Genomic DNA, 25,903 nt, shown 5'->3' with positions numbered 1-25,903 from the left:
GTGACAGTCGATGCCGGCGCTCTGAAGGCGAGCGCCTCCGCCATGCGGACGTCGCCTTTGAATCGCAGCCGGTCAGGTGCTTCGCCGCGTCCGTTGCGCGGGCCTGCTCCGTCGTCGAATGCATGGATCGTTTCGGATTCCTAATTAATTTTCCTACTCCGCCCACCAAGACGAATCGGAATCCTTCGCGCGCGAGACGATCGACGTCACGCGATGCGCATCTCCACACGACAAATCGTACTGTTCGACGCGAATAATGAAATTGACGGTTATCAAGTTAAAACATGAGCGGAATTCGAGCAGCGTCGTGCGTTATTCGCACCGTCCAAGCGCATTGAGCGATCCGCCGATCTTCGATCACATGAGGTGCGGCATTATTTCCTAATTCGCTGCCGCCGCACGGTCGTCGCCATCCACCACACGAGCGCCGCGACGATCGCCATCGTGGCGGCGCCGCACAGTACCAGGCGCATCGCGACGACGAACGGCATGCCCGCGCCGATCACGGAGCCGAACACGGCCACGCCGAGCGCCGCGCCCGATTGCCGCGCCGAGTTCAGCACGGCCGCTGCAATACCGGCATGACGATGCTCGACCGTGGCGAGCGCGGGCGCCGTCGCAGCCGGCGTGACATATCCGGCGGCAAGCCCGATCGCGACGAGCGGCACGATAGCCGCCCAATTCGGCGCGCCCGAAACGAGCACGATCAGTGTGAACGCACCGGCTGCGTACAGACCGAATGCGATGCACATCGACGCGCGCGGCCCGCCCAAGCTCGCCAGTCGATTCGAAAGAAGGCCGCCGCCGGCCACCATCGTCGTCATCGGCAATAACGCGAGCCCGGTCGAGAGCGGCGAATACGCGCGCACGCGCTGATAGTAAAGGCTCGCGACAAACAGTAATCCGTAGAAGACGAACGCCGAAGCCATCGAAACGAACGTCGAACCGGCGAATACGCCGCTGCGAAACAGCGACAACGGCAACATCGCGTCCGTGGCGCGCGATTCGATGATGAAGAAACTCACCCCCGCGAACGCGGCGACGATCATGCCACCCATGACGATCGGCGAGCGCCAGCCAAACGGGCCGCCTTCAATGAGGACACCGATCAACGCCGCCAGCGCGACGATCGCGGCAAGTTGTCCCGCCGGGTCGAAACGGCGTGCCGACTGTGCCGGCACGTCGCGAGTGACGCGGCAGGTCATGACGATGCCGGCCACCCCCACGGGGACGTTGACGAAAAAGATGCTGCGCCAATCGAACAGATGAATGAGCACACCGCCGATCACGGGGCCCGCTGCCATCGCAACACCGCCGCAGCCGACCCACAGCCCGATCGCGCGAGCGCGCGCCTCGGGGTTCGGGCAGGCTTGGTTGATAAGCTTGAGCGAGCACGGCACGAGCATAGCCGCGCCAATACCCTGGACGGCGCGGGCAGTAACGAGCATCGGCAAACTCGTCGCGAAACCGCATGCCGCCGACGCCATCGTGAATATCGTAAGTCCTGCTAAATAAACGCTTCGGGCTCCTAAACGATCGCCGAGCGTACCGCCCGTCAGCAGCAGGGCCGCGAACACGAGCGTGTAGGCATTCGTCACCCATTGCAGGCCGTCGATCGAAATCGACAGTGCCGTCGAGATTCGGTCGAGCGCGACGTTCACGATCGACGTATCGAGCAGAACGATGAAATAGCTGACGCTCGTGGCGGCGCGAACGCGCCGGCTTTGTGCGCGCGTATCGGCTATCGCAGCGGCTGTTGTCGCGACCGTCATCGCCGATACCCGGCCGCTTGCGCGTTGTCGTTCCAATCGTTCACCGCGTACCTCCAAGATCCATGTCATGGCGGCGAGTCTAGGCGCGCGGCCCTGCCATATGCTTCGATGCGTATCGAATCGTCCGCAGGCGTTTGCTGCTATCTTGGTGACCGTATCGTGGCGACGCTAGATGGAGCCAGCCGCATGAATCTGCAACCGAATATCACCTCAGCCGCTTTTCTCATCGCCGATCCGGCGCGCGCCGCCATGTTGATCGCGCTCATCGACGGTCGCGCGCGCCCCGCGAGCGAGCTCGCGTTCGCGGCCGGCATCACGGCGCAGACGGCGAGCTCACACCTTGCGAAGTTGCTGGCCGGGGGACTGCTGACGGTGGAATCGGAGGGGCGGCATCGCTACTATCGATTGGCGGGCTCGCACGTGGCCGTCGCGCTCGAAACGCTCGCCTCCATCGGGCCCGAGATCCAAGCCCGACGCCGTTCCTTGAGTGCCGATGCGCAGCGGCTGTTGTTCGCCCGCTGCTGCTATGACCATCTCGCGGGGCGTCTTGGCGTCGCCGTCACACGAGCGCTCGTCACGCTCGGCTATCTCGTCGATGCCGGCGACAAGCGGTATGAGGTGACGACCGCCGGGGCCGAATGGTTCGCGCGGATGGGCTTCGAGGTCGCATCGATCAAGCCCGGCCGCCGCGGCATCGCGCGGCAATGCCTCGATTGGACCGAACGCGAGCATCACGTTGCGGGGCCGCTCGGCGCGCGCTTGATGACCGCGCTGTGCGAGCGCGGATGGCTCATGCGGTCGAAGTCGTCGCGCGCGGTACAGGTGACGCCCCAAGGCGCGGCATGGCTTAGGGAGGCACTTGGTGTCGATGCGGCATCCATCCTACGGGAAGCGACCGTCGTGCATCCGTATGAGACCCAGGCCGACGCCGATGCTGCGAGGGATCGAGCGTGCGCATCGTGAGCCGCTCACGAGCGCCAAGCCCAAGGCCTGACGCCCGCCGCCGACGCGCACGCCGCTTCAAGCTTTCAGACTCCGAGCCCCGCGCCGAAGTGGTCGTTGAAGGCGTGGAACTGCTCCATGTACTTCTCGTATCCCTGCTCGGCCGCGAATCGGAGCGGATAGACGCGCTTGACGAGCACCTCGCGCGCATTCGGCTGCGTCTCGAGAATACTCATGACCTCGTCGATGAACGCCGCGAGCGGCATCGCTTGCGGATCGCTCGCCTGCTGCTCGCCCATCAGTTCGGTCTGCACATAGGGCGGCGCGATCTCGACTACGTCGACGGTCGTATCGCGCAGTTGATAGCGCAGCGCGTCGCTGAACGCGTGGATCGCGGCTTTCGTCGCGCTGTACGTGGGCGTATGCGCGAGCGTGAGAAACGCCAAGCCCGACGAGACCGTGAAGACGGTCGACTTCGCTTGCCGCTTGAGTTGCGGCAGTAGCGCCGCCGTCAGACGAATCGGCGCGAGCAGATTCGTCGTGATCGTCGCTTCCGCCGTCGACAGATCGACCTGATCGGTACGCCAGTTTTCGACCTGCATCATGCCGGCGTTGTTGACGACGACATTCAACTTCGGGAACGCCTCGGCCATCCGCGCGGCGAATCGCTCGATTCCTTGTGGGTCCTGCACGTCGAGCACGGCCGTTTTCATTCCGGGGTTCGCATCGGCCACTTTGCGCAGCACATCCTCGCGCCGGCCCGCGATGATGACTTCGTTGCCGCGACGATGAAACGCCTCGGCCAATGCGCGCCCGATACCGGAGCCTCCGCCCGTGATGAGAATCGTGTTTCCGGTCACTTGCATGGTGTCTCTCCTTCGGTTGACAGTCGGTCGGTAGTTGACTGACGCAAGAATAGACCCAATACTCTCATTTAGGAAGTAGGCACCGCTTTGTGCCGTACGAACATCATAGTAAGTAACAACCTCGGATAACAGCCATGCCAGCTTCGAAACAAAAACCCGCGGGGCGCGCCGTCGTCTTCGAATCGCCGACGGGCCAACGCTCGACGCCCGAGCTCGACGACCTCGTCATGGAGGTGATCGGCCGCGTCGCGGACAAATGGACGATGTGCGTACTCGAAGTGCTCGCCCAACACGGCGTGCTGCGATTCACGCGGGTTGGGGAACTCGTCGGCGGCATCAGTCAGCGGATGCTGACCAAGACACTGCGGCAGATGGAAGAGGATGGGTTCGTCACACGCACCGTCTATCCCGAAGTGCCTCCGCGCGTCGAATATCAATTGACCGAACTCGGACATAGCCTATGCGCCGCGTTCTGTGGTGTTTGGCTATGGGCCGAAAAACACTACGCGCAATTGCAATCGCTGCCGAAGCGAGAGAAGTCGTCATAAAAGCGGCCGCCTCGCCGATCACGGCAATACGTCCTGCTTTTTGCACACGCTGAACGTTCGCCCCAACGTCACTCGCTCGGCACATCGGCGGCGCTTTCCGAACCACCGCCGGCTGCCGCACCGCGCGCAGGGCGGCGCACCACCCTGACCTTGCCGCTGTTCCCGCCGCCGCAGAAAAATCGTTCGCCGCCGTCCGATTCGAGCCCCGCCACGAGAACGCCGTGCGGCATCGCGAGCGCCTCGATCAATTCGCCCGATTGCGCATCGACGTGCCGGATTTCGCTTTCCTCGTCTTCCCACGTGCCATGCCAAAGCTCGCCGTCGACCCACGTCACGCCCGTCACGAAACGGTTCGACTCGATCGTGCGCAGCACCTTGCCTGTATCGGGATCGAGTCGATAGATCTTGCGTTCGTGATAACGCCCGAGCCAAAGCGAGCCTTCCGCCCAGGCGAGTCCCGCGTTGCCGCCACCGGGCGGCAGCGAAATCGTCGCGAGCACCTGGCCCGTCGCCGCGTCTAGCTTGCAAATCACGTCGTCGGCGATCTGGAAGAAGTGCTTGCCGTCGAAGGCGGTCCCCGCCCGCGCGGGCACGCCGATGGTCCGGTGCACTTGCCCGCTCGCCAGGTCGAGCGCACACAGCTTGTCGCCAGCGGCAAACCAGATTTGCCGGCCGTCATAGGTCACGCCGTGGACGGCGTCGATCCCCGGCAGGGGGCCATATTCGCGAAGAATTTCGGCATTCGATCGGTTCATGGCGGTCATCCTAGCCGTTCGTCCACGGAGCGGGGAGTAACAATGTCGTCGCGAATCCGACGACGGGCGGAGTCATCCATCGGCGAGCGCGGCCCTCGCCCAGCGATTGAATCTTTCCGGCCGACGCTAAGGCATCGAGCGCGCGCTGTATCGAGCGTTGACTCGCACCAAGCGCGAGGGCCAGGGCGGAACTCGACCACGGCTCGCCGTCGGCGAGCAGCGCCAGCACGGCCGCATGTTTTTCTTCCACCGGCCGCGCCAATACGACGACCTCGTTGGCACTACATGGCATCAATGCGAAACCGCGCTTCGTCGCCGTGACATCGGCAACGGTTCTGAGCCCCGCGCGCAGCCGACCGATCTCGACACGCAAGCGGACGCGGTGCGATTCGTCGATCAGTCGCGCTCGGAATGCCTGCGCGATGAGCGCCTCCCTCGGGACGTCCTCGGGCCACGCTTCGGCGAGCATGCGCACAAGCGCAAACAGCACGGGACGCGTGGAGAGCGAAATCGTCGTGCTCGCGCCGCGAATCGAATAGCGACAAGCATCGACGATGAGCCGCTGCGGCGATGACAGAGCATGTGCCTCCTCCAACGCTACCGGCCGCGATTGCCCTTGCACGATGACGCGCGCGACGGGCGCCGCCAGTGCGCGCGCCGCATCTTCCACCTCCGCGATCAAGGAGACGATGCCCGACTCCCGCGCGGCACGCTCGGCTTGCGCCAAAGCGCGACGCGCCCTCACTGCATCGAGTCGGCGAATCGCAATGCCGGCGGCAAGCAACTCGCGCGATGCGCGCAAGACCGGAGGCAGCGGACCCGATGGGCTCGCCGCGAGCGCATGCTCCGCTTCATCCAAGCGCCCCATCAAAAGAAAGCGCCTCGCTTCGAGGCAACGTGCATGAGCGGCGTTGAGTCGATCGCCGTGCGCTTCGAGGATGGCGCAGGCGGTGTCGAGCAACCCATCGGGCCAACGCAGATCGCGGGCCGCCAGCGCGACTTCGGCCTCGGCCACGATGCATCGGGCGCGCGCGAGCGGCTGCTTGGATCCGAACGCGCGCGCCGCGCTGCGCAATAGCGACTTCGCGCGAGCAAGCTCACCTAGTTGCGCCATGGCGATGCCGCGCAATGCAAGCGCGTGCGCATCGTCGCGCAGCGAGACGTGGTTCAGCGCGCCGAGCGCATCACCCGCGGCGAGTGCGCGCGCGGCGGCTTCAATCAGCGAGTCCATGTGAGCCCATGCGAATCCCGCCACACTTGTCACTCCCCCCGGTCGGATCAGGCTCACTAATCTAGCACGTGACATGTCACGACATGTGGCCGCTCGACGGCGGCAAGATGCACGACAACCTACCGGACGGAGAAAGTCATGACGACACATGCAACAGGCACACGCGAACAATGGCTGACCGCGCGCCTTGCTTTGCTCGAAACCGAAAAGGCCCTGACGCGGCGCGGCGACGAACTTGCGCGGCAACGGCAGGCCTTGCCGTGGGTGCGCGTAGACAAGCACTATCGATTCGATACCGAGAGCGGCAGCGCAACGCTCCCCGATCTGTTCGACGGGCGCGCTCAGCTTCTCGTCTATCACTTCATGTTCGGGCCAGATTACAAGGCGGGATGCCCGTCATGCTCGTCGATCGCCGATTCGTTCAACGGCTTCTTCATTCACCTGGCGAATCACGACGTGACGTTGACGGCAGTATCGCGCGCCTCGATCGACAAGCTTCAAGCGTACAAGCGGCGGATGGGATGGTCGTTTCCGTGGGCAAGCTCACGCTACAGCGATTTCAATTTCGACTTCAACGTTTCGTTTACGGAAACGCAGCAGCGCGCCGGCGACGTCGAGTACAACTACCAGCGCGGACACCATGCCATGGATGCAGAGCCTGCCCCCGCGCCCGTCAAGCAGTTTGCGGACACCTGCGGGACCGACGCGAAGACCTACGCGCGCGATCGGCCAGGACTGAGCGCGTTCGTGCTCGAGGACGGCGTCGTTTATCACACGTATTCGACCTACGCGCGCGGGCTCGATGCGTTGTGGGGCATGTATCCGTGGCTCGATCGAGCGCCGCTCGGCCGCAACGAAACCGGCGTCTGGTGGAAACGGCACGACGAGTACGCGCAACGGTGAGTGTAACCATGCGCTGCCTTAAAGTGGACCGAGCGGTCAAAGCGGGCATCGCGGCGCTTTTATTCGTTGCGGGAGCGGTTGCGACGCTCTCCTGGTGTCGGTCGATGTCCGCGATGGGCGAGACGCCGATGCCGGGAGGATGGTCGATGTCGACGATATGGATGCCGCTGTGCGGCCAAACGTGGCTCGCGTGCGCGGCATCGTTCGTCGGCGGGTGGACCGTGATGATGGCGGCGATGATGTCGCCATCGCTGACGCTGGCGTTATGGCGGTACCGCGACAGCGTGCTGGCCACCTCCGGAGGCCAAGCCGCTTGGCCTACGCTACTGGCAGGCACCGGCTATTTTCTCGCGTGGGCGGGAGTCGGGGCGATCGCGTTTGCGGGCGGCGCCGTGCTCGCGGCAAGCGAGTTGCGATCGATCACGCTCGCGCATATGGTGCCCCTATCGTCCGGCATCGTCGTGCTCATTGCCGGCGCGATCCAATTCACGCCATGGAAGACGCACCGTATCGAGCCTTGCGGGCATGCGCCACAACGCCGCTTCATGCCGGCGTTCAAGACGAGCGAGGCGTGGGAGCACGGATTGCGCCTCGCGTACCGCGACGGGTGTTGTTGCGCGAATCTGATGGTCGTTCTGCTTGTCGTCGGCGTCATGGATCTGCCTGCGATGGCGGCGGCGACCGTGGCAATGCATGCCGAGCGATTGTTGCTCCCCGGTACGCGGGCGATTCGAGCCGTTGGCTTCGCCATAATCGCGGTGGGGCTAGGCATGATCGCAAAGGCCCTGTGCTTTGCCGGAAATATTCTGTAAACCGCCTAAATTCAACCGTAACCCGATTCTTTGGACGACACGGTAGACTGATTTCGCAATCGTTTGCGGCAAAACCTCCGGCCCCCTCCATCGACCGACCTCGCATCGCGCGTATCGGGCTTTCCGGCAAACGTTGCGTGACGCGTCCTTACCATAGCGGTGCAACGGCGCTTTCGTTTTGGACTCCTAACTGTTTCATCGAGAGACCGCTCGTTGGCAATGAATGGATTCATCATAGGCACCGGCAGGTGCGGTACGACGATGCTCGCATCGATACTCGACGCGCATCCCGAGGCCTGCGTGCCGCCCGAGACGCAACTGCTTTTCGAATACATGGGGAACGGTCCCGCGCTTCACGAAATCTTCGCGATCGGCGTGCAATACAGGGCCACCTTGGCCAAATATCTCGACTTCGTTCAAAAGCGCTGTCCGTGCGACCTTCGAAAATATTTCGACCACGAGCGCTATTTCGCGCGCATGACGTATCCGGTGGCCACGTTGCGAGAATTGATGGGCGATTTCTATACCGAGATCGCCAAAGCAAAGGGAAAGCGCATCTGTCTCGAGCAAACGCCGTGGTACGGATTGGGCATCGACGTCCTACGCGAGCTGTATCCGGACGCTCGATATATTCATATGATCCGAGACGGCCGCGACGTCGCGATTTCTTTTGCACGCACGCCCTGGTGGCATAAGGACATCGGCAAAAACCTCGCACGGTGGGCATTCGAGGCTAGCTTGATCAAGACGTTGTGCGAGGAAATGCTCGCCCCCGAGCAAGTGTTGACGGTCCATTACGAAAAATTCGTCGAGGACCCGGAAAGCGAGCTCCGTCGGATCTGCCGATTCTTGCGAATTTCTTACGACCCGCGGGTACTCGAGCCTGGGGCGGCGACCGATTACAGGCAATTCGCGAAAGGCCATGCCGCCGACGTTGCATCGCCCGCATTCAAATCGTGGTCGACCACGAAAGCAAACCCCGTATTCAAAGACAGCGCCGGGGCGTGGCAGCGATGCGCCGACTACGACTTCTCACGGATGCCGCTAGAAGCGAAGCAATGCTTGATCGACTTCGGCTATGCGGTGTAGACGTTCGGCATCCCGCCGCGACGGTGCTCGATTCGTTAGCCATTTAACGATCCGTACACAACGCTTCTGCTAATCTCGAAGGCCTGCTTCCTCTCTCCTTTCGCCACGGTCACGGAAGAAGGACGAAGAACGCGCTGGGCGAGCATGCCGACGTGCTCGCATACCGCCGCAATATGAGACAAGAACGATGAACGAAGCGGGGCATGCAATGCGGTTGTCGCGATGGGCGTTGTTGATGGGTTGCGTTGTGCTCAGTCATACGGTTCGCGCGCAGGAAGTCTCCGCGCTCGCCGGTTGGCTGCGTGCGAACGTGCCGGGCGAATCGACTTATGCATGGGGATTCTCGTATTTGCAGCCGCTCGATGCGCATAACGCGCTCAGCTATTCGTGGCTCAACGAAGGGCACGTGCGGGACAATCATCGCGACGGCTTCGCGCTGCAGTACTGGCGGCGCACGACGTTCGCCGATCCTAGGCTGACGCTTGGCGCGGGCGTCGGCGGCTACTACTACTTCGATACCGAAGCGAGCGCGAACGGCCGGCGTTATATCGACGCACATGGCTTGAGCCCGATCTTCAGCTTGGCGGCAACGTGGCATGCCAACGACCATCTCTTCTATCAGTTGCGCCTCAATGAAGTGCTGGGGGAGCATAGCTACAACACGTTCAGCGCGATGTTCGGCATCGGCTATGCGTTCGATACGCCGAAACCGTCCGCCCCACCGGCCGGCGGTAACAGCAACGATGCGTCGAGCGGCAACCAGATCGCGGCGATGGCGGGATGGACCGAAGTCAACAGCTTGACGTCGCCGGGTGCCGCCGCGTACAGCGTCGAGTATCGGCACGGGTTCGGGCCGTACCTGGACGGAACGCTCAGTTGGATCAACGAAGGGCATACGGCGCTCAATACGCGCTCGGGTGTGGCAGCGCAGGCTTGGCTGCGCCGCGCCTTCTTCGACAACCGACTGAGCCTCGCCATCGGCGCCGGTCCGTACTATGCGACCGACACACGCCGCATCAAAGGCGGTACCGATACCGACGGCAAGGTGTCGGTTCTGCTCACCATGTCGGCGGCCTATGACTTCACGCGGCGCTGGTTCGTGCGGGCATCGTGGAATCGCGTGATGACGAGCTACGATAAGGACAGCGATATTTATCTCGGCGGCGTGGGGTATCGGTTTTAGATGATCACTCCGCGAACGGCAACGGCGCATCCCCATCCGCGCGCATCTCGAACACGTTCAACGTCATCGCAACCAGCGCGTAGTAGCCGAGCAGACCCACCAGATTCACCGTCGTCTCATGACCGAAACGTTGCTCGGCTTTCGCGAAGGTGGCGCCAGACACGCGCTTCGTATCGTATAGCTCGGTAGCGAAGTCGTAGATCAGCGCCTCGTCCGTATCGGTGAAATCGGGACGTTGCCCCTCGAGCAGCGCCTCGGCAACGGAAACCGAAACCCCCGCCGCGATGGCGATCGGATAGTGGATCTGCCACTCCGCTTGCGCGCGCCACTGCGCCGCCGTGACGAGAATCGCGAGCTCCGAGAGCCGCAACGACAGGCCCGTTTGGTAACGGCAGAACGCGCCGAGCCGTTGCGCATGCTGCGCGAGTTCGGGGCTCGCGATCCACGCCAGAAAAGGGCCGGCAAGATTGCCGCGCGGCCCCGACAAAATTTCGTCCAGCACGGCCAGTTGCTCGGAGCTAGCGGCCGCTCGATCGAACGCCGGCAAGCGTGCGGCGGGGGTTTCGTTCGTCGTCATGTCGTCTCTATCCTTCGTCGTGCGATATCGCCGCAGTATGGCTTACTTATCCGACGTAGGCGTCGACGTCGATGATGCGCCACACGCCGTGAGCGCCGCCTCGATCGCATCGCATAAACGCTCGGCAATGCGGTCGATGTCGCTAGGCGCGCAGATGAACGGCGGTGCGAGCAAGACGTGATCGCCGAGCTTGCCGTCGATCGTGCCGCCCATCGGGTAGACCATGAGGCCGCGCGTCATTGCTTCTTGCTTGATGACCGCATTGAGCTTGCGTTGCGGCTCGAACGGCGTCTTGCGTTCACGATCGCGAACGAGCTCGACGCCGACGAACAGCCCCCGCCCGCGAATATCGCCGACATGCGGATGATCGCCGAGCCGCTCGCGCAGCGTCGCGCGCAGTTGCTCCCCGCGCGCCTGCACATTCGCGAGCAGCCGCTCCTCTTCGATCACCCGCTGCACTTCGAGCGCGGCGGCGCAGGCAGTTGCATGGCCCATATAAGTGTGGCCGTGCTGAAAAAAGCCCGTACCGTTCACGATCGCGTCGTAGATGCGGTCGCCGACGAGCGTTGCGCCGATCGGCTGATAGCCGGCGCCAAGGCCCTTGGCGATCGCGAGCAAATCCGGCGCGACGCCCTCTTCCTCGCACGCATAGAGGTAGCCCGTGCGCCCCATGCCGCACATCACTTCGTCGAGAATCAACAGGACGCCGTACTTGTCGCAGACTTCGCGAATCTTGCGGAAATAGCCGGCCACGGGCGGCACGGCACCCGCGGTCGCGCCGACCACCGTCTCCGCGACGAATGCGGCAACCGTATTCGGCCCCAGTTCGAGCATCTTTTGTTCGAGTTCGTCGGCCAGGCGTTGCGCGTAGGCGTCGTCCGATTCACCGGGCAGCCGGTCGCGATACGCGTAACAGGGGCTGACATGATGCGCTTCGATGAGCAGCGGCAGGAACAGCTCGCGCCGCCATGCGTTGCCGCCGATCGCGAGCGCGCCGAGCGTGTTGCCGTGATAGCTTTGCCGCCGCGCGATGAAATGCTTGCGCTCGGGCTCGCCGATCTCGACGAAATACTGGCGCGCGAGCTTGAGCGCGGCCTCCATCGCCTCGGAGCCGCCCGAGACGAAATAGGCGTGGCCGATGCCGGCCGGCCCCTTCGAGACGAGCCGCTCGGCCAATGCCTCGGCCGCCTCGGTCGTGAAGAACGACGTATGCGCGTAAGCGAGCTCGCGTGCCTGCCGCTCGATTGCCTCGATCACGCGCCGGTGACTGTGGCCGAGACACGACACGGCCGCGCCGCCGCTCGCGTCGATGTACCGCTTGCCGGCCGAATCGATGATCTCGATGCCATCGCCCGCCACCGCCGCGGGCAGCGACTTCTTCGGCATCCGATGAAAGACGTAGGACATGTAGTACCTCGGAATCGAACGTGAAACGGCGAACGTCGGGGGATCTGCCCCACGGCCCCTGCGTGGAAGTGCCACACAACAATTGATTCTAATTTATACTTCTTCGCAACATATGTTGTCAATACGGACACGATAGGGCCAACGCAGATTCATCTAGCGGAAAATAAGGACGCGCACGGAGGAGTCGCGCGGCGAAGCGCATCAGGGCACGTACGCGCCCATCGCATGCAACGAACGTTCCGCCAACTCGAGCTGCTCGACGGCTTCGGCGCCTTCGAGAGCGAGCAGTTGTGCGACGAGCGATTCGGCGATCGCGGTAGCCGCAACGAGCGACGGAAAGAACGAAGGACTGTCGTGAGAAAAGATCAATATGCTGTCGGCGTTCAGCGCGACGGGCGCAACGGCGCTATCGGTGATTGCGACGAGGCGGCTGCCTTTTTCGAGCGCGACTTCGGCAACGCGAGCTGCTTCCACCGAATAGGGTGCGAAGCTGATGACGACGGTCGCGCTATCGCGCGTGATGCCGCGCAGTTGCATTTCGAGCGTGCCCGCTTCGCCCGTGAGCAGCGACACCGACGGACGCAAGAGTCCATAGCCATAAACGAGGCCGAACGCAACTGCGTAGCACGAACGAAAACCCGCCACATAGACGTGACGCGCCTTGCGCAGCACGCGCGCGGCTTGCAAGACGTTGCGCTCGTTGTAAGTCGCCGTTGCGTCGAGGTTGTGTTGCTGCGCATGGAGCAGATCGTGCGCGAGCGTATCTTTTTTTGTTCCCGCCATCAGCGATCTCGCACGCACCGTCAACGGCTCGGGCCGCGTTCGCACGCGTGCCACGCATAGATCGCGCAACTCATTCCAGCCGGGAAAGCCTAGCTGCTGCGATAAACGCACGAGCGAGGCCGGTTGAATCTCGGCGCGCTCCGCGACTTTGCGCATCGACAAGACTGCGACTTCGTCGGGATGATCGAGCAGGAATGCCGCGCCCGCTTGGAATTGCGGACTCAGTTCCGTGAAGCGGGCGCGGATCACCGCGGCGAGCTGGTCGAAGGTCTCGGGCATGGCGTGTTGACGCGGGGGGTAGTGGCGGCAACAAATGTTATCACCGCGACAACGGGGCGGCCCCTATTTACCCCGATCCCCGCCTCGCGCCGAATTCGTTAAACTGCGCGCTCCCGGCAGTCATCCTTTCGCCCCCGCGCCGTCAGCATGAGCCCATTTCGGCAGATCGCGCCCTGGCCGCGCGCGCTGCGTCGCCCCGCGCGCATCGCCTCGCGCCTTCCAAGCGTCTCGCAGACGACGAAAGCGCTCGCGTTCTGCGCGCTCGTCGCGGTCGGCGCATGGACGGCGTATCACTACGCCGAACGCGCCGAGACGAGCGCCATCATCGAGCGCGCCGCACACCGGCTCGATATCGACGAAAGCACACTCAAGGGCGAGCTCACACGCTACGACTATCTGCCTGCACTGCTCAGCCTGAACCCCGATATCGCCGAACTACTGCGGCATCCCGCCGACGCGGCGCTCATCGCGCGCGTGAACCGTTATCTGGAAGACGTCACGACCGATTCGCAAGCCGCCGCGATCTATGTCCTCGATTTGAACGGCACGACGCTCGCGGCCAGCAACTGGGATCGGCCAATCAGTTTCGTCGGACAAAATTTTTCCTACCGCCCCTACTTCATCGACGCGCTGCATAGCGGCACCGGGCGTTTCTACGGCCTCGGATCGACGAGCCACCTGCCCGGCTATTTCTACGCGGCACGTATCGAGGCCGATGGACGCGCGCTCGGCATCGTCACCACGAAGATCAGCCTCGATCCGCTCGAGGCGCTATGGAAGCGCGGCGACGAAACGGTGCTCGTGGCCGACGCGAACGGCGTCGTATTCTTGACGTCGGTCCCCGGCTGGAAATACCGCACGCTGCATCCGCTCTCGGCCGCGGCGCGCGCGCGCATCGACACGAAACGCCAATACGAAGGCCCCGGCGCGCTCGAAGAAATCGGGCTCGTCCACCGCCGCCGCCTCGCACCCAATGCCGAGATCGACGCCGTCTCGCCGCCCAATTCGCTCGTCGCGAGCCCTGCCGGAAAGCGCCGAACCGATTATGTCGTCGTGAGCCGAACCGTGTCGGGCACCGATTGGCAGATCATGTCGCTGACCGACATCGCCCCCGCCCGCAAAAGTGCGCGCTACGCGGCGCTCGTCGCGGCATTGGGGCTCTCGCTCGCGACCATCGGCACGCTCTACGTGCTGCAGCGTCGCAAGGTCATCGCGCAACGGCTCTCGATGCGTGAAACGCTCGAACGCATGAACGATGAACTCGAACGTAAAGTCGCGCGACGCACGGGAGCGCTCGCGCGCGCGAACAAGAGCCTGCGCAGCGAGATCATCGAGCACAAGCGCACCGAAGCCACGCTCAAGGCCACGCTCGAAGAACTGGTGCAAGCGGGCAAGATGGCGCTCATCGGTCAAATGTCGGCCGGCATCACGCACGAGCTCAATCAACCGCTCGCGGCTCTGCGCACCTTATCGGACAATGCGCTGCTCTTTTTGCAGCGAGGCCGCCGCGAAGAAGCCGAGGACAACTTACGCGTGATCGCCGGGCTCATCGAGCGAATGGGCAAGATCACGGCGCAGTTGCGTCGCTTCTCGCACAAGGCCGGCACCGAGCTTGCGCCCGTGGCCGTCGAACGCGCCATTGCGAACGCGCTCTTTCTCGTCGAACTACGGCTGCGCAAGGAAGACGTCGAGGTCGTGCGCAACGTGCCCGATGCGACCGCGCATGCCGAATCCTTGGTACCCTGCGCGCCCTGCGCACACTTGGTGCTCGCCGATGCGAACCGGCTCGAGCAGGTGCTCGTCAACCTATTCGCCAACGCGCTCGACGCAATGTTAGGCTGCGCCGTGCGGCGACTGTCGATCGCCGTGCACGCCGATACAACGGACGACGCATTCGTCGACATCGTCGTCACCGATACGGGGCCCGGCATTCCCGATGCGGTGCGCGCCCGGCTGTTCGAACCGTTTTTCACGACGAAGCCGCCCGGTGCCGGCCTTGGCCTCGGGCTCGCCATTTCCGCCGGCATCGTGCGCGAACTCGGCGGCACGCTGAAAGCCGACGACACCGCCGCAACGAACGGCGCGTCGTTCACGCTGCGCTTGCGCCGCGCCCCCGCACAGGATCGCGCGGATGAAGCCATTGCACCGACGACGCTGGAACGAAACCGCGCCACCACGAACCACGCGGACGAGGAACATGATGATTGAAGCGCGCATCGAGCACGAAGGGCTCAGGGTGCTATTCGTCGAGGACGAACCGGCCGTGCGGCTCGGCGGCGTCCAGGCGCTGCAGCTACGCGGCATCGAAGTGCAGGCGTTCGAGCGCGCCGAGCAGGCACTGCGGCAGATTCGCCTCGGGTTTCCGGGCATCATCGTCACCGACGTGCGGCTACCCGGCATCGACGGCTTCGCACTGCTCGAACAAGCGCGCGCCGTGGATGCCGACTTGCCCGTCATTCTCGTCACGGGGCACGGCGATATCGCCATGGCCGTCGAAGCGATGAAGCGCGGGGCTTATGACTTCATCGAAAAGCCGTTCTCGTCCGAACATCTTGCCGACGTCGCCCAGCGTGCGCTCGACAAGCGTCATCTGACACTCGAACTCGACACGCTGCGGCGGCAGGTCACCGGCCGCGATCGGATCGAAGCCAAGATCCTCGGCCAATCGCCCGCGATCGAACGGCTGCGTCGCGTCGTGCTCGATCTCGCCGACACCGACACGAACGTGCTCGTGCTCGGCGAAACCGGCGCGGGCAAAGAGGTGGTGGCGCGCAGTCTCCATGAAGCCGGGCGCCGACGCAGCGCCAATTTCGCCGCGATCAATTGCGCAGGCATCCCGGAGATGTTGTTCGAGAGCGAAGTGTTCGGCCACGAAGCGGGCTCGTTCACCGGCGCGCTCAAGCGCCGCATCGGCAAGGTGGAATATGCGGACGGCGGCACGCTCTTTCTCGACGAGATCGAGACGATGCAGATGTCGCTGCAGGCGAAGTTTCTGCGCGTGCTGCAGGAGCGCGCGTTCGAGCGCGTGGGTTCGAACGAACTGCTGCCGATGAATTGCCGCATCGTTGCGGGGACGAAGGCCGACTTGCTCGGGCTCGCGCGCGAGCAGCGGTTTCGCGACGACCTCTATTACCGCCTTGGCGTCGTCGTGCTCGAAGTGCCGCCGCTGCGCGAGCGGCGCGAAGACATTCCGCTGCTGTTCGAGCATTTCGTTTTGCAAGCGTCGGCGCGTTACGGCCGCTCGGCGCCCGACGCCCTGAGCCCACAGCAAATGCACACGCTGATGTCGCGCAGTTGGCCCGGCAACGTGCGTGAACTGCGCAACGTCGCGGAGCGCTTCGCCCTTGGCCTGCTGGCCGACGTCAGCGATGCCGGCGATTCGATCGGCGCCGCGCCGCGGACGCTCGAAGAGCAGGTGAATCGCTTCGAGCGGCACTTGATCGAGGAAGCGCTACGCGCTTGCCAAGGGCGTGCTTCGCTCGCTTGCGAACGTTTAGGACTGCCGAAGAAAACGCTCTATGACAAGATGCGCCGGCTCGCGATCACGTCTGAAGACTTTCGCTGAGTCGGGTTTTTCCGGGTTTTCCCGAACCGTTCTTTCCTTTCCCTCGATCGTCACGATTTCCGCCCGCTCATCTCGGCACGCCGGGCGGATTTCCGCTCAGCCGCTTCCTCTGTCTCAATCATTAACTTTTCTAATTCAAGGAGTTAGATCGGCTTAACAACTGGCATGCCTCCTGCGTGATTGGGCGCCACGACGACGGACCGATGCAGTGCCTCCGTCGTTACGACACACCATTCACAGGAGACAGATTCATGAGTTGGACCAAGCAGCAGCGCAGCGTCGCCCTCGCCAGCTATCTCGGCTGGACGCTCGACGCCTTCGACTTCTTCCTCATGGTGTTCGTCCTCAAGGACATCGCCAAGGCCTTCGGTACGGAAATCACGAGCGTGACGATAGCCCTCACGCTCACGCTCGCACTGCGCCCGCTCGGCGCGCTGATCTTCGGCCGCCTGGCCGACCGCTTCGGGCGCCGTCCCGTGCTGATGATCAACATCGTGCTGTTTTCGCTGCTCGACCTGGCCTCCGGCTTCGCGACGAGCCTGACGATGCTGCTGATCTTGCGCAGCCTCTTCGGTATCGCGATGGGCGGCGAATGGGGCGTCGGATCGGCGCTGACGATGGAGTCGATTCCGCCGAAGTCGCGCGGGGTCATGTCCGGAATTTTGCAAGCCGGGTACCCGTCGGGCTATCTGCTCGCATCGATCGTGTTCGGCCTGTTGCACGACTCGATCGGCTGGCGCGGCATGTTCATGATCGGCATCGTGCCCGCGCTGCTCGTGCTGTTCATCCGCCGCAACGTGCCCGAATCGCCCGCATGGGAACGTGGGCGAACCGCCGCCGCGCGCCCGAGCATCGCGGCCGTACTCGCCCGCGAGTGGAAACTGGCCGTCTACATGATCGTGCTGATGACGGCGTTCAACTTCTTCAGCCACGGCACGCAGGATCTCTACCCGACGTTCCTGCTCGTACAGCACAAGTTCTCGACGCACACGGTCAGCATCATCGCGATCATCTACAACATCGGCGCAATCATCGGCGGCATCGTGTTCGGCGCCTTGTCGGAAAAGATCGGCCGTCGCAAGGCAATTGCGATCGCCGCATTGATCGCGCTGCCCGTGCTGCCGTTGTGGGCGTTTGCGAGCGGCAGCGTACCGCTCGCGATCGGCGCGTTCCTCATGCAGATTTCCGTGCAAGGCGCCTGGGGTGTGATTCCCGCGCACTTGAACGAGATGTCGCCGCCTGAAGTGCGCGCGACGTTCCCGGGGCTCGTGTATCAACTCGGCAATCTGCTGGCGTCGGCCAATGCGACGATTCAAGCCACGATCGCGCATCGACACGGCAACGACTATGGGATGGCGATGGCCATCGTGGCCGGGATCGTGGCCGTGGTGATTTCGGTGCTGATCGGCTTCGGACGCGAGCATCGCGGCGTACGCATGGATGCCGGCGATACGGCCGGGTCGGATGTCGGGCTCGGCGATGCGAAGATCGCCGGCGCGACACAGTAACGAGGATTAGGCTCGCGATGTGTCAGGCTCACGTCGCGAGCATCAACTCGAGATTCTGCACGGCCGCGCCGGACGCGCCCTTGCCGAGGTTGTCGAAGACAGCCGATAGAAGGACGTGGCCTCGCTCGGCATTGACGAACACGCCCAGCCGCATGTCATTCGTCCCATTCAACACCTGCGGATCGAGATGGGCCATTGCGCATGCATCGGCGAGCGGCACGACTTCGACATGACGTGCGTTGGCGTAATGCCGCGCAAGACATGCGTGCAGCCGTTCGCCGTCCACGCCCACCGCGAGCAAGCGCAAGTCGATCGGCACCGTCAGCACAATGCCTTGCCGATATGCCCCGTAGCTCGGCACGAAAAGCGGACGATGCGCGAGGCCCGTGTGCAGTTGGATCTCCGGCGTGTGCTTGTGCTCGAGCGCGAGGCCATAGACCTTGAACGGCGCCGCGCACGGCACGTCATTCGACTCGTATTCGTCGATCGCCGCACGCCCGCCGCCCGAATAGCCCGAGATCGCGTGAATGGCTAGCGGATAGTCAAGCGGCAGCAGACCTGCTTCGACGAGCGGCAACAGTAGCGCGATCGCCCCCGTCGGATAGCAGCCCGGGTTCGTGACGCGCCGGGCCTGCGCGATCCGCTGCGCGTGTCCCTCGGCCATCTCCGGAAATCCATAGACCCATTGCGGCTGCGTGCGATGCGCCGAGCTTGCATCGATCACGCGCACGTTTGGGTTGCGAATGAAGCCTACTGCTTCGCGGGCGGCACCGTCGGGCAAACACAGGATCGCGATGTCGCACTCGTTGATGGCCTGCTCCCGGCGCTGAGCATCCTTGCGCGCATCGGCCGGCAACGTAACGAGCTGCAGGTCCGGCCGGCCGCGCAGGCGATCATGGATCTGCAACCCCGTCGTGCCCTGATCGCCGTCGATGAAAACTGTCGGTAAGCGCATGGCGATTGTCCTCCTCGAATTCGATCATCGGATATGAAGACCCTATCGTGCGCTCATACCCTACAATAGGAAAAGTTGAATTTCATGACCGATAAATTCACCTTTCCTGAATCATAAAAATCGGAGAATCGCGATGCGAGAGATCAGCCTCGACCGCCTGCGCACACTCGTCGCGATCGCGGACCACGGGTCGTTCGCGGCCGCGGCGCAAATGCTTCATCTCGCGCCGCCGACCGTGAGCCTTCACATCGCCGAACTCGAAAGCCGGATCGGCGCGCCGCTGTTGTCGCGCAAACGCGGCAACGTGCGGCCGTCGCCGATCGGGGAAGTGTTGGTGGAGCGTGCGCGGCGGCTGCTCTCAGAGGTCGAGTCGACACTCGAGGATGTCAGCCGCCAAGTGCTGGGTTTGGCCGGCCGCGTTCGCCTGGGCGCGTCGACCGGTGCGATCGCGCATCTATTGCCGCAAGCGCTTGCTCACCTACGCGAACATCATCCGGAGATCGACGTGCAGATCGCGGTGCTCACATCGCAGGACACGCTCGCGCGCCTTGCGCAAGGCACGCTCGACGTGGGAATCGTGGCCTTGCCTCAATCTCCGGCCGCGGGGCTCACGATCCGGCCGTGGCGCCGCGACCCGGTCATGGCGTTCCTGCCTGCCGATTGGCGCCTGCCGGCTCGTGTCACGCCCGCGTGGCTCGCCGCGCAGCCGCTGATTCTCAACGACGCGAATACGCGGCTTTCACGTCTGACGTCGGAATGGTTCGCGCTCGGCGGCTATCGGCCGGCGGCGCGAATCGAGCTCAACTACAACGATGCGATCAAGAGCTTGGTTGCCGCGGGCTATGGCGCGACAGTGCTACCGCATGAAGCGGGCGCACCGTCGGTGGATGCGCGTATTGCGATGCGTCCGCTGCGGCCGGCGCTATGGCGGGAGCTCGGTATCGCTCATGAGACCGGGCAAATCGAACGCGCGACGCAGCATGTGCTCGATGCGTTGTGGCGGCTCAAGGCGCGATAGGGTACGGCGGCGCGCATCAGCGATGCTCATATCTAGCTCGATCGTGAAAGCTCACACGTGGGCTCGCAGGCAGTCGACTTCCGTCTACGCCATGCCAGTTGATAGACACAAACGTCTACATTCAAGCAGGAAGCCGACTCGCCGCATGCGCGTCACGCGATCTGCTGAACCCATTGACTGCGCCAATTTGGCGCCTCAAACGGATCCGAAAAATACTGCGTCTCGTGAACGACCTTGCCGTTGCGAAACTCCATCATGCTGACGGTATAAACTGCTCGCCCGTTATAGGTGATGGTGTATTCCGTGATCCAGAGATTACCTTCCCCTTGGATCCGCCTGACGTGGAACCCCGCCGGCTTCTCAGGATGATGCCCCCGCAGTTCCTTCAAATTGACTCGCCCAAGGATTCGTTCACCTGACTGGGGATAGTCACAGATGGCATCGTCATCGTAAATATCGTGCTCTGCGTCGAGATCGCCGGCTGCCGACGCCTGCCAGTGCGCATTCAGGGCTTCACGTACGTCTGCTTCCCGCATGGCGTGCCTCCGAATATCGTCCGCGCTACGCCACAGGCTGTAAATCCTGCAGCATCGTCGGCACCAGTTCGGTCACGGTCGGATGGATGTGCACCGCGCGACTGATCGTGGTGTATGGCGCTTTGGCATACATCACGTCGAGCAGCGAATGCACGACTTCATCGCCCGTCACGCCGAGGATCGAGGCGCCGAGAATCGCCCCGGTGTCCGCATCGACGATCGCTTTCATGAATCCCTGGCTCTCGCCTTTTTCCACGGCGCGGCCGACGCGCGTCATCGGTCGCGTGCCCACGAGCAGCTTGCGGCCCGATCGTTTCGCCTCATCGAGCGTCATGCCGACGCGGCCAAGCGGCGGGTCGATGAACAACGCGTACGCCGGGATGCGGTCCGACACCTTGCGCGGGTCGTTGTCGAGCAGATTGGCCGCAACGATCTCGTAGTCGTTGTACGACGTATGGGTGAATGCGCCACGGCCGTTGCAGTCGCCCAGTGCCCAGATGCCGGGGACGTTGGTGCGCAATTGTTCATCCACTTCGATGTAGCCGCGCGCATCGGTCGCGATCCCGGCTTTGTCCAGCCCGAGAGTGTCGGTGTTCGGCACGCGCCCGACAGCGAGCAGAAGATGCGAGCCCGCAGCTTCCCGACCGCCGCCGGAGCAATCCAGTCCAACGACCACATTGCCTCCATCGCGTCGCACGCTCAGGCAGTTGGAATCGAGCTGAACATCGATCCCCTCGGCTTCCAGAATTTCCAGCACCGCTCGCGACACATCCTCGTCCTCGCGCTGAATCAAGCGCGGGCCTCTCTCCACAATCGTTACCCGGGACCCGAAGCGCCGGTACATCTGGCCGAACTCGAGCCCGATGTAGCTACCGCCGACGACGATCAAGTGCTCCGGTAGAAAGTCCACGTCCATCATGGTCGAATTCGTGAAGTAGGGCACCTGATCGAGGCCTGGCATGGGCGGAATCAGCGCCCGTCCGCCGACGTTGATAAAGATCCGCTCCGCTTCCAGCCATTCGCCGCCAACTCGCACGGTATTCGCGCTCTCAAAGCGGGCATGGCCTTGGTAGACCGTGCAGTGCGCCTGGCCGCGAACCCACTGTTCCACGTTGCGGCTGGAGCGCTCGGAAATCTCGTCTTTGCGCGCCTTCACCTGCTTCATGTCGACCGTGACCGGCCCGCCGATCACGACGCCATACTCGGTGGCCCGCCGAGCCAGCCGGGCTGCGTAAGCGCTGGCCACCAACGTCTTGGTGGGGATGCAACCGGTGTTCACGCACGTGCCGCCGAACCGCCCGCGCTCGATGACGGCGACTTTCATGCCCGCATCCGAGAGCCGCGCGGCGAGCGCCGGGCCGGCCTGTCCGGTGCCGATGATGACTGCGTCGAAACGTTGACTCATCGCGCTTCTCCTTACCGCTTAGCTGTCGTTGCTCCACGGCGGTGGCGACCACAGCTTTGTTTCGCGCCTGATCGCCACGGTAGGAGATTTCAGCCCTTACCGCAATTTTTTGGGAGCCCTTTTAAATCAGTGGGTCAATTGCCATTTGGTATGCAGATTGCGGGTTGCTGCGTGGCGGCTGTCCAAAATGCAACGCAGTCTGCACGTGCCAAACGCTCAGCCCTGGTCCAGCGCCTCGACATGCCGCCCACAAGCATCAACGAGCGCGGGCAGATCTTCGAAGTTGACAACGAGGTTATGCCCCTTCGCCCCCATAAACGCGCCTTCATCAACGAGCAACAGCGGCACGAGCTCGACATCTTTAAAGGCGGCGGTCTCGCGCAGCCATTTCGCCTTGCGCTCGAGCTTGCTATGAAAACGCTCCGAATCGACAAGCCCGAGCTTCTGCGCCATGTTCAGCAGCTTGCCGGCGTTGAACGGCGACGACAGCACCTTGCACTCGGCGAGGATAGCGACGCCACCGCTCGGATGCATCGCCAGTACATCGACTTCACCCGGTATCGGCTCACCTGTCGGATGACTGAGCTTGGTCCCCAGCCAAGTGCCGCTCTCCGACACATGATCCGCTCGCCATGTGCGATCGGTGAAGCACGCGATTGCACGATCCTCGAAAGGTTGCGATACATACCGCCGAAACGCCTGCTCCGACACCGGCACGCCGCCATATCCCAAACAACGAAAAACGGAATGCTCGACGAACGTATTGATCGAATCGCCGATGTTCGTCATGGCGACTACGAACGTCCGATCGTCGATTCTGATGGCCGGCCGCTCCACCAACATATTCGACAGATAGTCGCGCCCACTCAAACGCCGTGCGTGCCAATCGCGTTGCCAGAACATCGCTTGAGAAGCGGCCTCGGCCTTGGCCGCATCGCTGCCGTAAAAGCGGCTCGCGAACGCGAACGGCTCGAAGATCGAAATGCCGGTGACGCGATTGACGCGCCCTTGCCCTCGGAACAATGCGGCATGTCCCATCAATTGAAGCCGAGCGGACAAGCCCAACCAAAACTCCGGCAACGCCTGCGTTTCCTCGAACACCGTACCCTGAAACAACGCAACGCTCGAAGGCTTTGCTCCGGCCAGCACTTCGGATACCGCTTCCATGAATGCGCCGGCGCTTTGCCAAACAACGGTCATGCAATCTTGCAAGGTCCTTAAGCCCAGCCCGCGTTTCGACGCATTCGCGTTCCACGCTTCCCGCATGACATAGTCCTCGTCTCTTTCGAGCTCGACACCTTGGGGCTTGAATACCGCCGGCCCCAATTCCAGCGCACGCGCCTGATCGTCGTAGATATTCAATTGTTCCCACGCGCCCGCCGCGGCCACCAGCCGCCGCACCTGAGCCTGCGCTTTCATGCTTGCCGTCACGACGCCGCGATTGGCCCACACGACGACCGAGGCCGTTTTCATCGCCGTGCCCATCCAACCTACCGCCGCCTTCGTACGCTCGTTACCGTAGTAGTACTGCTCGATCGTCTCCAACAGCGCGGGAATCACCGAGCGAAGATCCAATGCGCCGCTCACCGCTCTCAAGTGATCCCAGGCAAGATCGGCCGCCCGCTTTCGCGCGACTTGATCGGTAAGATGCAACGCACCGGCTTTCGCGAGAACGGCCGCTGTCTCTCGGAACGGCGCGTCGTCGTCCACAAAGGCATTCAACAGAAACGTGGCCAAGCCTTCGGACTGCTCGTAAAGACGAGCGGAGTGCGCGAAAAGGAATTTGTTTCGACTCATTTTTAAGAGCGGATCGGTCGCGGTGGGCAGCATGTCTTGCGAAGCGCTTCAGAGCCCTTGCCTTACATCAGGCTGCGATTTTGCCGTAAACTGCCGCCCGTACGCTCGAGGCAAATACCAACGCTGCGAATTCATCGCCCTTCCGAGAGACCCACATGCCCAAGCATTTCTTTGAAGTCATCGACTTGAAGAAGGATGACAAGTCGAAGTTCTTGCAGGAAGTGAATAACAGCCGCTATCAATCCACACTTTTTTTGACCAGCGAGGATTCTTTAATCCTATCGGTCGTCACCAACGAGCCGTTCAAGAAAGCTTTCACGCACCTCAACTCGCAGATTCAGAAAGCGGACAAAAGTGTCTCTCTTCGCGAGTTGAAGCCTGCCACCGAGGACCACGCGCCCATCAAGGAACGGCACCTTCCCAGTCCTGCGAAAGCCGCCGTGTACGTCGTCGGAATCGTAGTACTCACTGCCCTCTACATCGGCGCGCTCGGTCTCCTATCGCAGATCACCGGCTTCTTTTGGATCGACGTTTCGCTGCTGTCGCTTCTGAATTTTCTCGTCATTCTGTCAACACACTTCGGACACGGAATTCGATCGCGGGACTACTACTTCATACGTGGCGCAGCGATCATATTCATTGGAAGCCTCGCATTCAGCGCATTCGATCTTGATGGCACCGCACCCGACGTCAAGTCGATCATGGCTCACCACGCTTGGCCATGGAACTACGCCGCTGCCTTAGCCGTATCCGGCCTAAAGAACATCTTATCGCTCGGTTTCGCGGCGATAGGAGCCGGTATAGTCGGAGCCGCCGTGTTGATGAAAGAGTAGCCACGCACCGCAGACAAAAACACGCCACCCGCTACCGCGAGCGGCGTGTCGAAGCGACAATGCTCAGCTTGACGCCGCCACCACGAAGGTCACCTGTCCAACCGGTGCGATCTGTTGAGGCGAGACGCCTACCGTTGCCCCGGCTTGCGCATATCGTGAGTCGAGCACACCAAGCTCCAGCGCTCGCGCATATTTTTCTTGCGGCACCACGTAGTTCACGCTCAGGGTGATCGTGCTGCCCGCGGCAGGCACCTGACCGGCGGTATTCCAGTATTGGAACGCGACGGACGAATTGAACCCGGGGTCCACGTCGATCTGGATGCCGGCCACGTAGCTGTTGCTCGTGGTCTTGATCGGCTGCAGCAGGATCGACTTCATTTCCTGAGTGAAACAATCGCCGATCAAGCCGATGGTGTCACCGGCCGGAATGCCTTGGGTGGTGATCGTAAGCTGCAACGTCGCGGATTCGCCGACGCTCATGGGAATGTTGAATCCCGTTCGCGCAAGCAGCGGGCCATTGACCGGATCGAAGGTCAGCATGTTGCGAAACCCGATGCCCAGTTGCTGAGTCAACACTTGAGACATTTCCAACCAACTGCTGATGGTGGGAATGGGCGCCGCGTTGTTCTGCGCAATGAAGCTGTAGAAGGTGTTCGGGTTCGGCAGCGACTCAGTGCCGGTGTCGAGCACGAAACCGTCCTCGCCCACGCCGACGAAGCCCGGCGCGGCCTCCACCTTCACGCCTTCACTGCCGGAAGCGGTCAACAGCGGATTGTTCTTCCAAGTCGAAGGAAAAAGGATCAACTGGGCCGGGGTCCAGAACAAGCTGATTTGGCCGTCGAAGTCTTCGGTCGAGCCGTTGAGCCCGCGCACGTAGTAGTAGTTCTTGCCCGGCGCGGGGGACGTCGGGTAGATCGTGTTCCAACTGCTGACCGTGCCGAACGTCTTTTGCGGGTCGGCAATCGGCGTGCTGCTCTGAATGATGTCGGGACAAGCATTGAACGGGGCCACGGCCGGAAGCGTGCCTTGGGACTTGAGGTTGTCTCGCAGGTACAGGCCGTCGTAGGTCGATGCGGTTCCCTGCAACGCCGGCGCTGCGTCATGCGCAAATGCTGTGCTCATAGAGAATCTCCTTGCTC

General features: G+C 62.7%; 23 protein-coding genes. 11 read left to right on the top strand and 12 right to left on the bottom strand.

The features are described 5' to 3' along the window. Window positions 1–374: 374 nt before the first annotated feature. Window positions 375–1,841, bottom strand: a complete 1,467-nt coding sequence (locus J3485_RS01285) for an MFS transporter (RefSeq protein ID WP_242538447.1) — start codon at window positions 1,839–1,841, stop codon at window positions 375–377. 117 nt (window positions 1,842–1,958) lie between these two features. On the opposite strand from J3485_RS01285, the gene J3485_RS01280 reads away from it, so the two are divergent. Next, window positions 1,959–2,735, top strand: a complete 777-nt coding sequence (locus tag J3485_RS01280) for an ArsR/SmtB family transcription factor (protein WP_206950815.1) — start codon at window positions 1,959–1,961, stop codon at window positions 2,733–2,735. 65 nt (window positions 2,736–2,800) lie between these two features. Here the strand turns inward: J3485_RS01280 and J3485_RS01275 are convergent, their stop codons facing one another. Then, complete coding sequence (locus J3485_RS01275; protein ID WP_206950814.1) at window positions 2,801–3,580, bottom strand: SDR family oxidoreductase; 780 nt, start codon at window positions 3,578–3,580, stop codon at window positions 2,801–2,803. Between the two features lie 134 nt (window positions 3,581–3,714). On the opposite strand from J3485_RS01275, the gene J3485_RS01270 reads away from it, so the two are divergent. Further along, window positions 3,715–4,128, top strand: coding sequence for a winged helix-turn-helix transcriptional regulator (locus J3485_RS01270; protein ID WP_242538446.1), 414 nt, complete (start codon window positions 3,715–3,717; stop codon window positions 4,126–4,128). A gap of 68 nt (window positions 4,129–4,196) precedes the next feature. On the opposite strand, the gene J3485_RS01265 is transcribed toward J3485_RS01270, so the two are convergent. Next, the gene (locus tag J3485_RS01265) at window positions 4,197–4,883 is read right to left on the bottom strand and encodes a Vgb family protein (RefSeq protein ID WP_206950813.1); all 687 of its coding nucleotides are present in this window, start codon (window positions 4,881–4,883) and stop codon (window positions 4,197–4,199) included. Between the two features lie 10 nt (window positions 4,884–4,893). Continuing rightward, window positions 4,894–6,114 carry a winged helix-turn-helix domain-containing protein gene (locus J3485_RS01260; RefSeq protein WP_206950812.1) on the bottom strand — a complete coding sequence of 407 codons (1,221 nt, stop codon included), beginning with the start codon at window positions 6,112–6,114 and terminating at the stop codon, window positions 4,894–4,896. A 138-nt stretch (window positions 6,115–6,252) separates the two neighbouring features. On the opposite strand from J3485_RS01260, the gene J3485_RS01255 reads away from it, so the two are divergent. The 4 genes from J3485_RS01255 (at window position 6,253) to J3485_RS01240 (ending at window position 10,101) form a co-directional block, all read left to right on the top strand. After that, on the top strand, window positions 6,253–7,017 hold the full coding sequence (locus tag J3485_RS01255) for a DUF899 domain-containing protein (protein ID WP_206950811.1): 765 nt from the start codon (window positions 6,253–6,255) through the stop codon (window positions 7,015–7,017). Window positions 7,018–7,121: 104 nt separating this feature from the next. Then, window positions 7,122–7,829, top strand: coding sequence for a DUF2182 domain-containing protein (locus J3485_RS01250; protein ID WP_242538445.1), 708 nt, complete (start codon window positions 7,122–7,124; stop codon window positions 7,827–7,829). Between the two features lie 219 nt (window positions 7,830–8,048). Then, a complete protein-coding gene (locus tag J3485_RS01245) occupies window positions 8,049–8,918 on the top strand; it encodes a sulfotransferase family protein (RefSeq protein ID WP_277991586.1) in 870 nt (289 codons plus the stop codon). 187 nt (window positions 8,919–9,105) lie between these two features. Beyond that, window positions 9,106–10,101 (top strand): putative outer membrane beta-barrel protein, encoded by a 996-nt coding sequence (locus J3485_RS01240; protein WP_206950808.1) that lies wholly within the window; start codon window positions 9,106–9,108, stop codon window positions 10,099–10,101. Window positions 10,102–10,105: 4 nt separating this feature from the next. On the opposite strand, the gene J3485_RS01235 is transcribed toward J3485_RS01240, so the two are convergent. The 3 genes from J3485_RS01235 to J3485_RS01225 all read right to left on the bottom strand — a co-directional run bounded on the left by J3485_RS01235 (window position 10,106) and on the right by J3485_RS01225 (window position 13,147). Further along, window positions 10,106–10,678 (bottom strand): carboxymuconolactone decarboxylase family protein, encoded by a 573-nt coding sequence (locus tag J3485_RS01235; RefSeq protein ID WP_206950807.1) that lies wholly within the window; start codon window positions 10,676–10,678, stop codon window positions 10,106–10,108. 42 nt (window positions 10,679–10,720) lie between these two features. Further along, window positions 10,721–12,085, bottom strand: coding sequence for an aspartate aminotransferase family protein (locus J3485_RS01230; protein ID WP_206950806.1), 1,365 nt, complete (start codon window positions 12,083–12,085; stop codon window positions 10,721–10,723). A gap of 201 nt (window positions 12,086–12,286) precedes the next feature. Then, on the bottom strand, window positions 12,287–13,147 hold the full coding sequence (locus J3485_RS01225; RefSeq protein ID WP_206950805.1) for a MurR/RpiR family transcriptional regulator: 861 nt from the start codon (window positions 13,145–13,147) through the stop codon (window positions 12,287–12,289). A gap of 147 nt (window positions 13,148–13,294) precedes the next feature. On the opposite strand from J3485_RS01225, the gene J3485_RS01220 reads away from it, so the two are divergent. The 3 genes from J3485_RS01220 (at window position 13,295) to J3485_RS01210 (ending at window position 18,220) form a co-directional block, all read left to right on the top strand. Beyond that, window positions 13,295–15,355, top strand: coding sequence for a sensor histidine kinase (locus tag J3485_RS01220; protein ID WP_206950804.1), 2,061 nt, complete (start codon window positions 13,295–13,297; stop codon window positions 15,353–15,355). Continuing rightward, window positions 15,348–16,712 (top strand): sigma-54-dependent transcriptional regulator, encoded by a 1,365-nt coding sequence (locus J3485_RS01215; protein WP_206955590.1) that lies wholly within the window; start codon window positions 15,348–15,350, stop codon window positions 16,710–16,712. Before J3485_RS01220 ends, J3485_RS01215 begins: the two co-directional genes overlap by 8 nt. A gap of 251 nt (window positions 16,713–16,963) precedes the next feature. Beyond that, window positions 16,964–18,220: an MFS transporter gene (locus J3485_RS01210; RefSeq protein WP_206950803.1), complete on the top strand. Its 1,257-nt coding sequence runs from the start codon at window positions 16,964–16,966 to the stop codon at window positions 18,218–18,220. A gap of 28 nt (window positions 18,221–18,248) precedes the next feature. Here the strand turns inward: J3485_RS01210 and argC are convergent, their stop codons facing one another. Next, complete coding sequence (gene argC, locus J3485_RS01205) at window positions 18,249–19,175, bottom strand: N-acetyl-gamma-glutamyl-phosphate reductase (protein ID WP_206950802.1); 927 nt, start codon at window positions 19,173–19,175, stop codon at window positions 18,249–18,251. 133 nt (window positions 19,176–19,308) lie between these two features. Here argC and J3485_RS01200 point away from each other — a divergent pair, with 133 nt between their 5' ends. Continuing rightward, the gene (locus J3485_RS01200; RefSeq protein WP_206950801.1) at window positions 19,309–20,193 is read left to right on the top strand and encodes a LysR family transcriptional regulator; all 885 of its coding nucleotides are present in this window, start codon (window positions 19,309–19,311) and stop codon (window positions 20,191–20,193) included. A gap of 152 nt (window positions 20,194–20,345) precedes the next feature. On the opposite strand, the gene J3485_RS01195 is transcribed toward J3485_RS01200, so the two are convergent. The 3 genes from J3485_RS01195 to J3485_RS01185 all read right to left on the bottom strand — a co-directional run bounded on the left by J3485_RS01195 (window position 20,346) and on the right by J3485_RS01185 (window position 23,931). Then, window positions 20,346–20,729, bottom strand: a complete 384-nt coding sequence (locus tag J3485_RS01195) for a nuclear transport factor 2 family protein (RefSeq protein WP_206950800.1) — start codon at window positions 20,727–20,729, stop codon at window positions 20,346–20,348. A 25-nt stretch (window positions 20,730–20,754) separates the two neighbouring features. Continuing rightward, a complete protein-coding gene (locus J3485_RS01190) occupies window positions 20,755–22,134 on the bottom strand; it encodes an FAD-containing oxidoreductase (protein ID WP_206950799.1) in 1,380 nt (459 codons plus the stop codon). Between the two features lie 216 nt (window positions 22,135–22,350). Beyond that, a complete protein-coding gene (locus J3485_RS01185; RefSeq protein WP_206950798.1) occupies window positions 22,351–23,931 on the bottom strand; it encodes a hypothetical protein in 1,581 nt (526 codons plus the stop codon). A 155-nt stretch (window positions 23,932–24,086) separates the two neighbouring features. On the opposite strand from J3485_RS01185, the gene J3485_RS01180 reads away from it, so the two are divergent. After that, on the top strand, window positions 24,087–24,764 hold the full coding sequence (locus tag J3485_RS01180; RefSeq protein WP_206950797.1) for a hypothetical protein: 678 nt from the start codon (window positions 24,087–24,089) through the stop codon (window positions 24,762–24,764). A 63-nt stretch (window positions 24,765–24,827) separates the two neighbouring features. Here the strand turns inward: J3485_RS01180 and J3485_RS01175 are convergent, their stop codons facing one another. Further along, a complete protein-coding gene (locus tag J3485_RS01175; protein ID WP_206950796.1) occupies window positions 24,828–25,886 on the bottom strand; it encodes a hypothetical protein in 1,059 nt (352 codons plus the stop codon). Between the last annotated feature and the right edge of the window lie 17 nt (window positions 25,887–25,903).

The sequence above is a fragment of the Trinickia acidisoli genome (assembly GCF_017315725.1).
GTDB classification, from domain to species: Bacteria; Pseudomonadota; Gammaproteobacteria; order Burkholderiales; family Burkholderiaceae; genus Trinickia; species Trinickia acidisoli.
Note: the sequence above shows the minus strand (reverse complement) of the source record. Positions and strands in the feature narration are given on the sequence as shown.

Bases quoted from the DNA above. Each gene is read 5' to 3' on its own strand.
- J3485_RS01175 (WP_206950796.1), bottom strand. From the start codon at position 25,886: ATGAGCACAGCATTTGCGCATGACGCAGCGCCGGCGTTGCAGGGAACC.
- J3485_RS01285 (WP_242538447.1), bottom strand. From the start codon at position 1,841: ATGACATGGATCTTGGAGGTACGCGGTGAACGATTGGAACGACAACGC.
- J3485_RS01275 (WP_206950814.1), bottom strand. From the start codon at position 3,580: ATGCAAGTGACCGGAAACACGATTCTCATCACGGGCGGAGGCTCCGGT.
- J3485_RS01180 (WP_206950797.1), top strand. From the start codon at position 24,087: ATGCCCAAGCATTTCTTTGAAGTCATCGACTTGAAGAAGGATGACAAG.
- J3485_RS01260 (WP_206950812.1), bottom strand. From the start codon at position 6,114: ATGGACTCGCTGATTGAAGCCGCCGCGCGCGCACTCGCCGCGGGTGAT.
- J3485_RS01190 (WP_206950799.1), bottom strand. From the start codon at position 22,134: ATGAGTCAACGTTTCGACGCAGTCATCATCGGCACCGGACAGGCCGGC.
- J3485_RS01200 (WP_206950801.1), top strand. From the start codon at position 19,309: ATGCGAGAGATCAGCCTCGACCGCCTGCGCACACTCGTCGCGATCGCG.
- J3485_RS01225 (WP_206950805.1), bottom strand. From the start codon at position 13,147: ATGCCCGAGACCTTCGACCAGCTCGCCGCGGTGATCCGCGCCCGCTTC.
- J3485_RS01235 (WP_206950807.1), bottom strand. From the start codon at position 10,678: ATGACGACGAACGAAACCCCCGCCGCACGCTTGCCGGCGTTCGATCGA.
- J3485_RS01280 (WP_206950815.1), top strand. From the start codon at position 1,959: ATGAATCTGCAACCGAATATCACCTCAGCCGCTTTTCTCATCGCCGAT.
- J3485_RS01245 (WP_277991586.1), top strand. From the start codon at position 8,049: ATGAATGGATTCATCATAGGCACCGGCAGGTGCGGTACGACGATGCTC.
- argC (WP_206950802.1), bottom strand. From the start codon at position 19,175: ATGCGCTTACCGACAGTTTTCATCGACGGCGATCAGGGCACGACGGGG.
- J3485_RS01215 (WP_206955590.1), top strand. From the start codon at position 15,348: ATGATTGAAGCGCGCATCGAGCACGAAGGGCTCAGGGTGCTATTCGTC.
- J3485_RS01270 (WP_242538446.1), top strand. From the start codon at position 3,715: ATGCCAGCTTCGAAACAAAAACCCGCGGGGCGCGCCGTCGTCTTCGAA.
- J3485_RS01195 (WP_206950800.1), bottom strand. From the start codon at position 20,729: ATGCGGGAAGCAGACGTACGTGAAGCCCTGAATGCGCACTGGCAGGCG.
- J3485_RS01250 (WP_242538445.1), top strand. From the start codon at position 7,122: ATGTCCGCGATGGGCGAGACGCCGATGCCGGGAGGATGGTCGATGTCG.
- J3485_RS01210 (WP_206950803.1), top strand. From the start codon at position 16,964: ATGAGTTGGACCAAGCAGCAGCGCAGCGTCGCCCTCGCCAGCTATCTC.
- J3485_RS01240 (WP_206950808.1), top strand. From the start codon at position 9,106: ATGAACGAAGCGGGGCATGCAATGCGGTTGTCGCGATGGGCGTTGTTG.
- J3485_RS01230 (WP_206950806.1), bottom strand. From the start codon at position 12,085: ATGTCCTACGTCTTTCATCGGATGCCGAAGAAGTCGCTGCCCGCGGCG.
- J3485_RS01255 (WP_206950811.1), top strand. From the start codon at position 6,253: ATGACGACACATGCAACAGGCACACGCGAACAATGGCTGACCGCGCGC.
- J3485_RS01185 (WP_206950798.1), bottom strand. From the start codon at position 23,931: ATGAGTCGAAACAAATTCCTTTTCGCGCACTCCGCTCGTCTTTACGAG.
- J3485_RS01220 (WP_206950804.1), top strand. From the start codon at position 13,295: ATGAGCCCATTTCGGCAGATCGCGCCCTGGCCGCGCGCGCTGCGTCGC.
- J3485_RS01265 (WP_206950813.1), bottom strand. From the start codon at position 4,883: ATGAACCGATCGAATGCCGAAATTCTTCGCGAATATGGCCCCCTGCCG.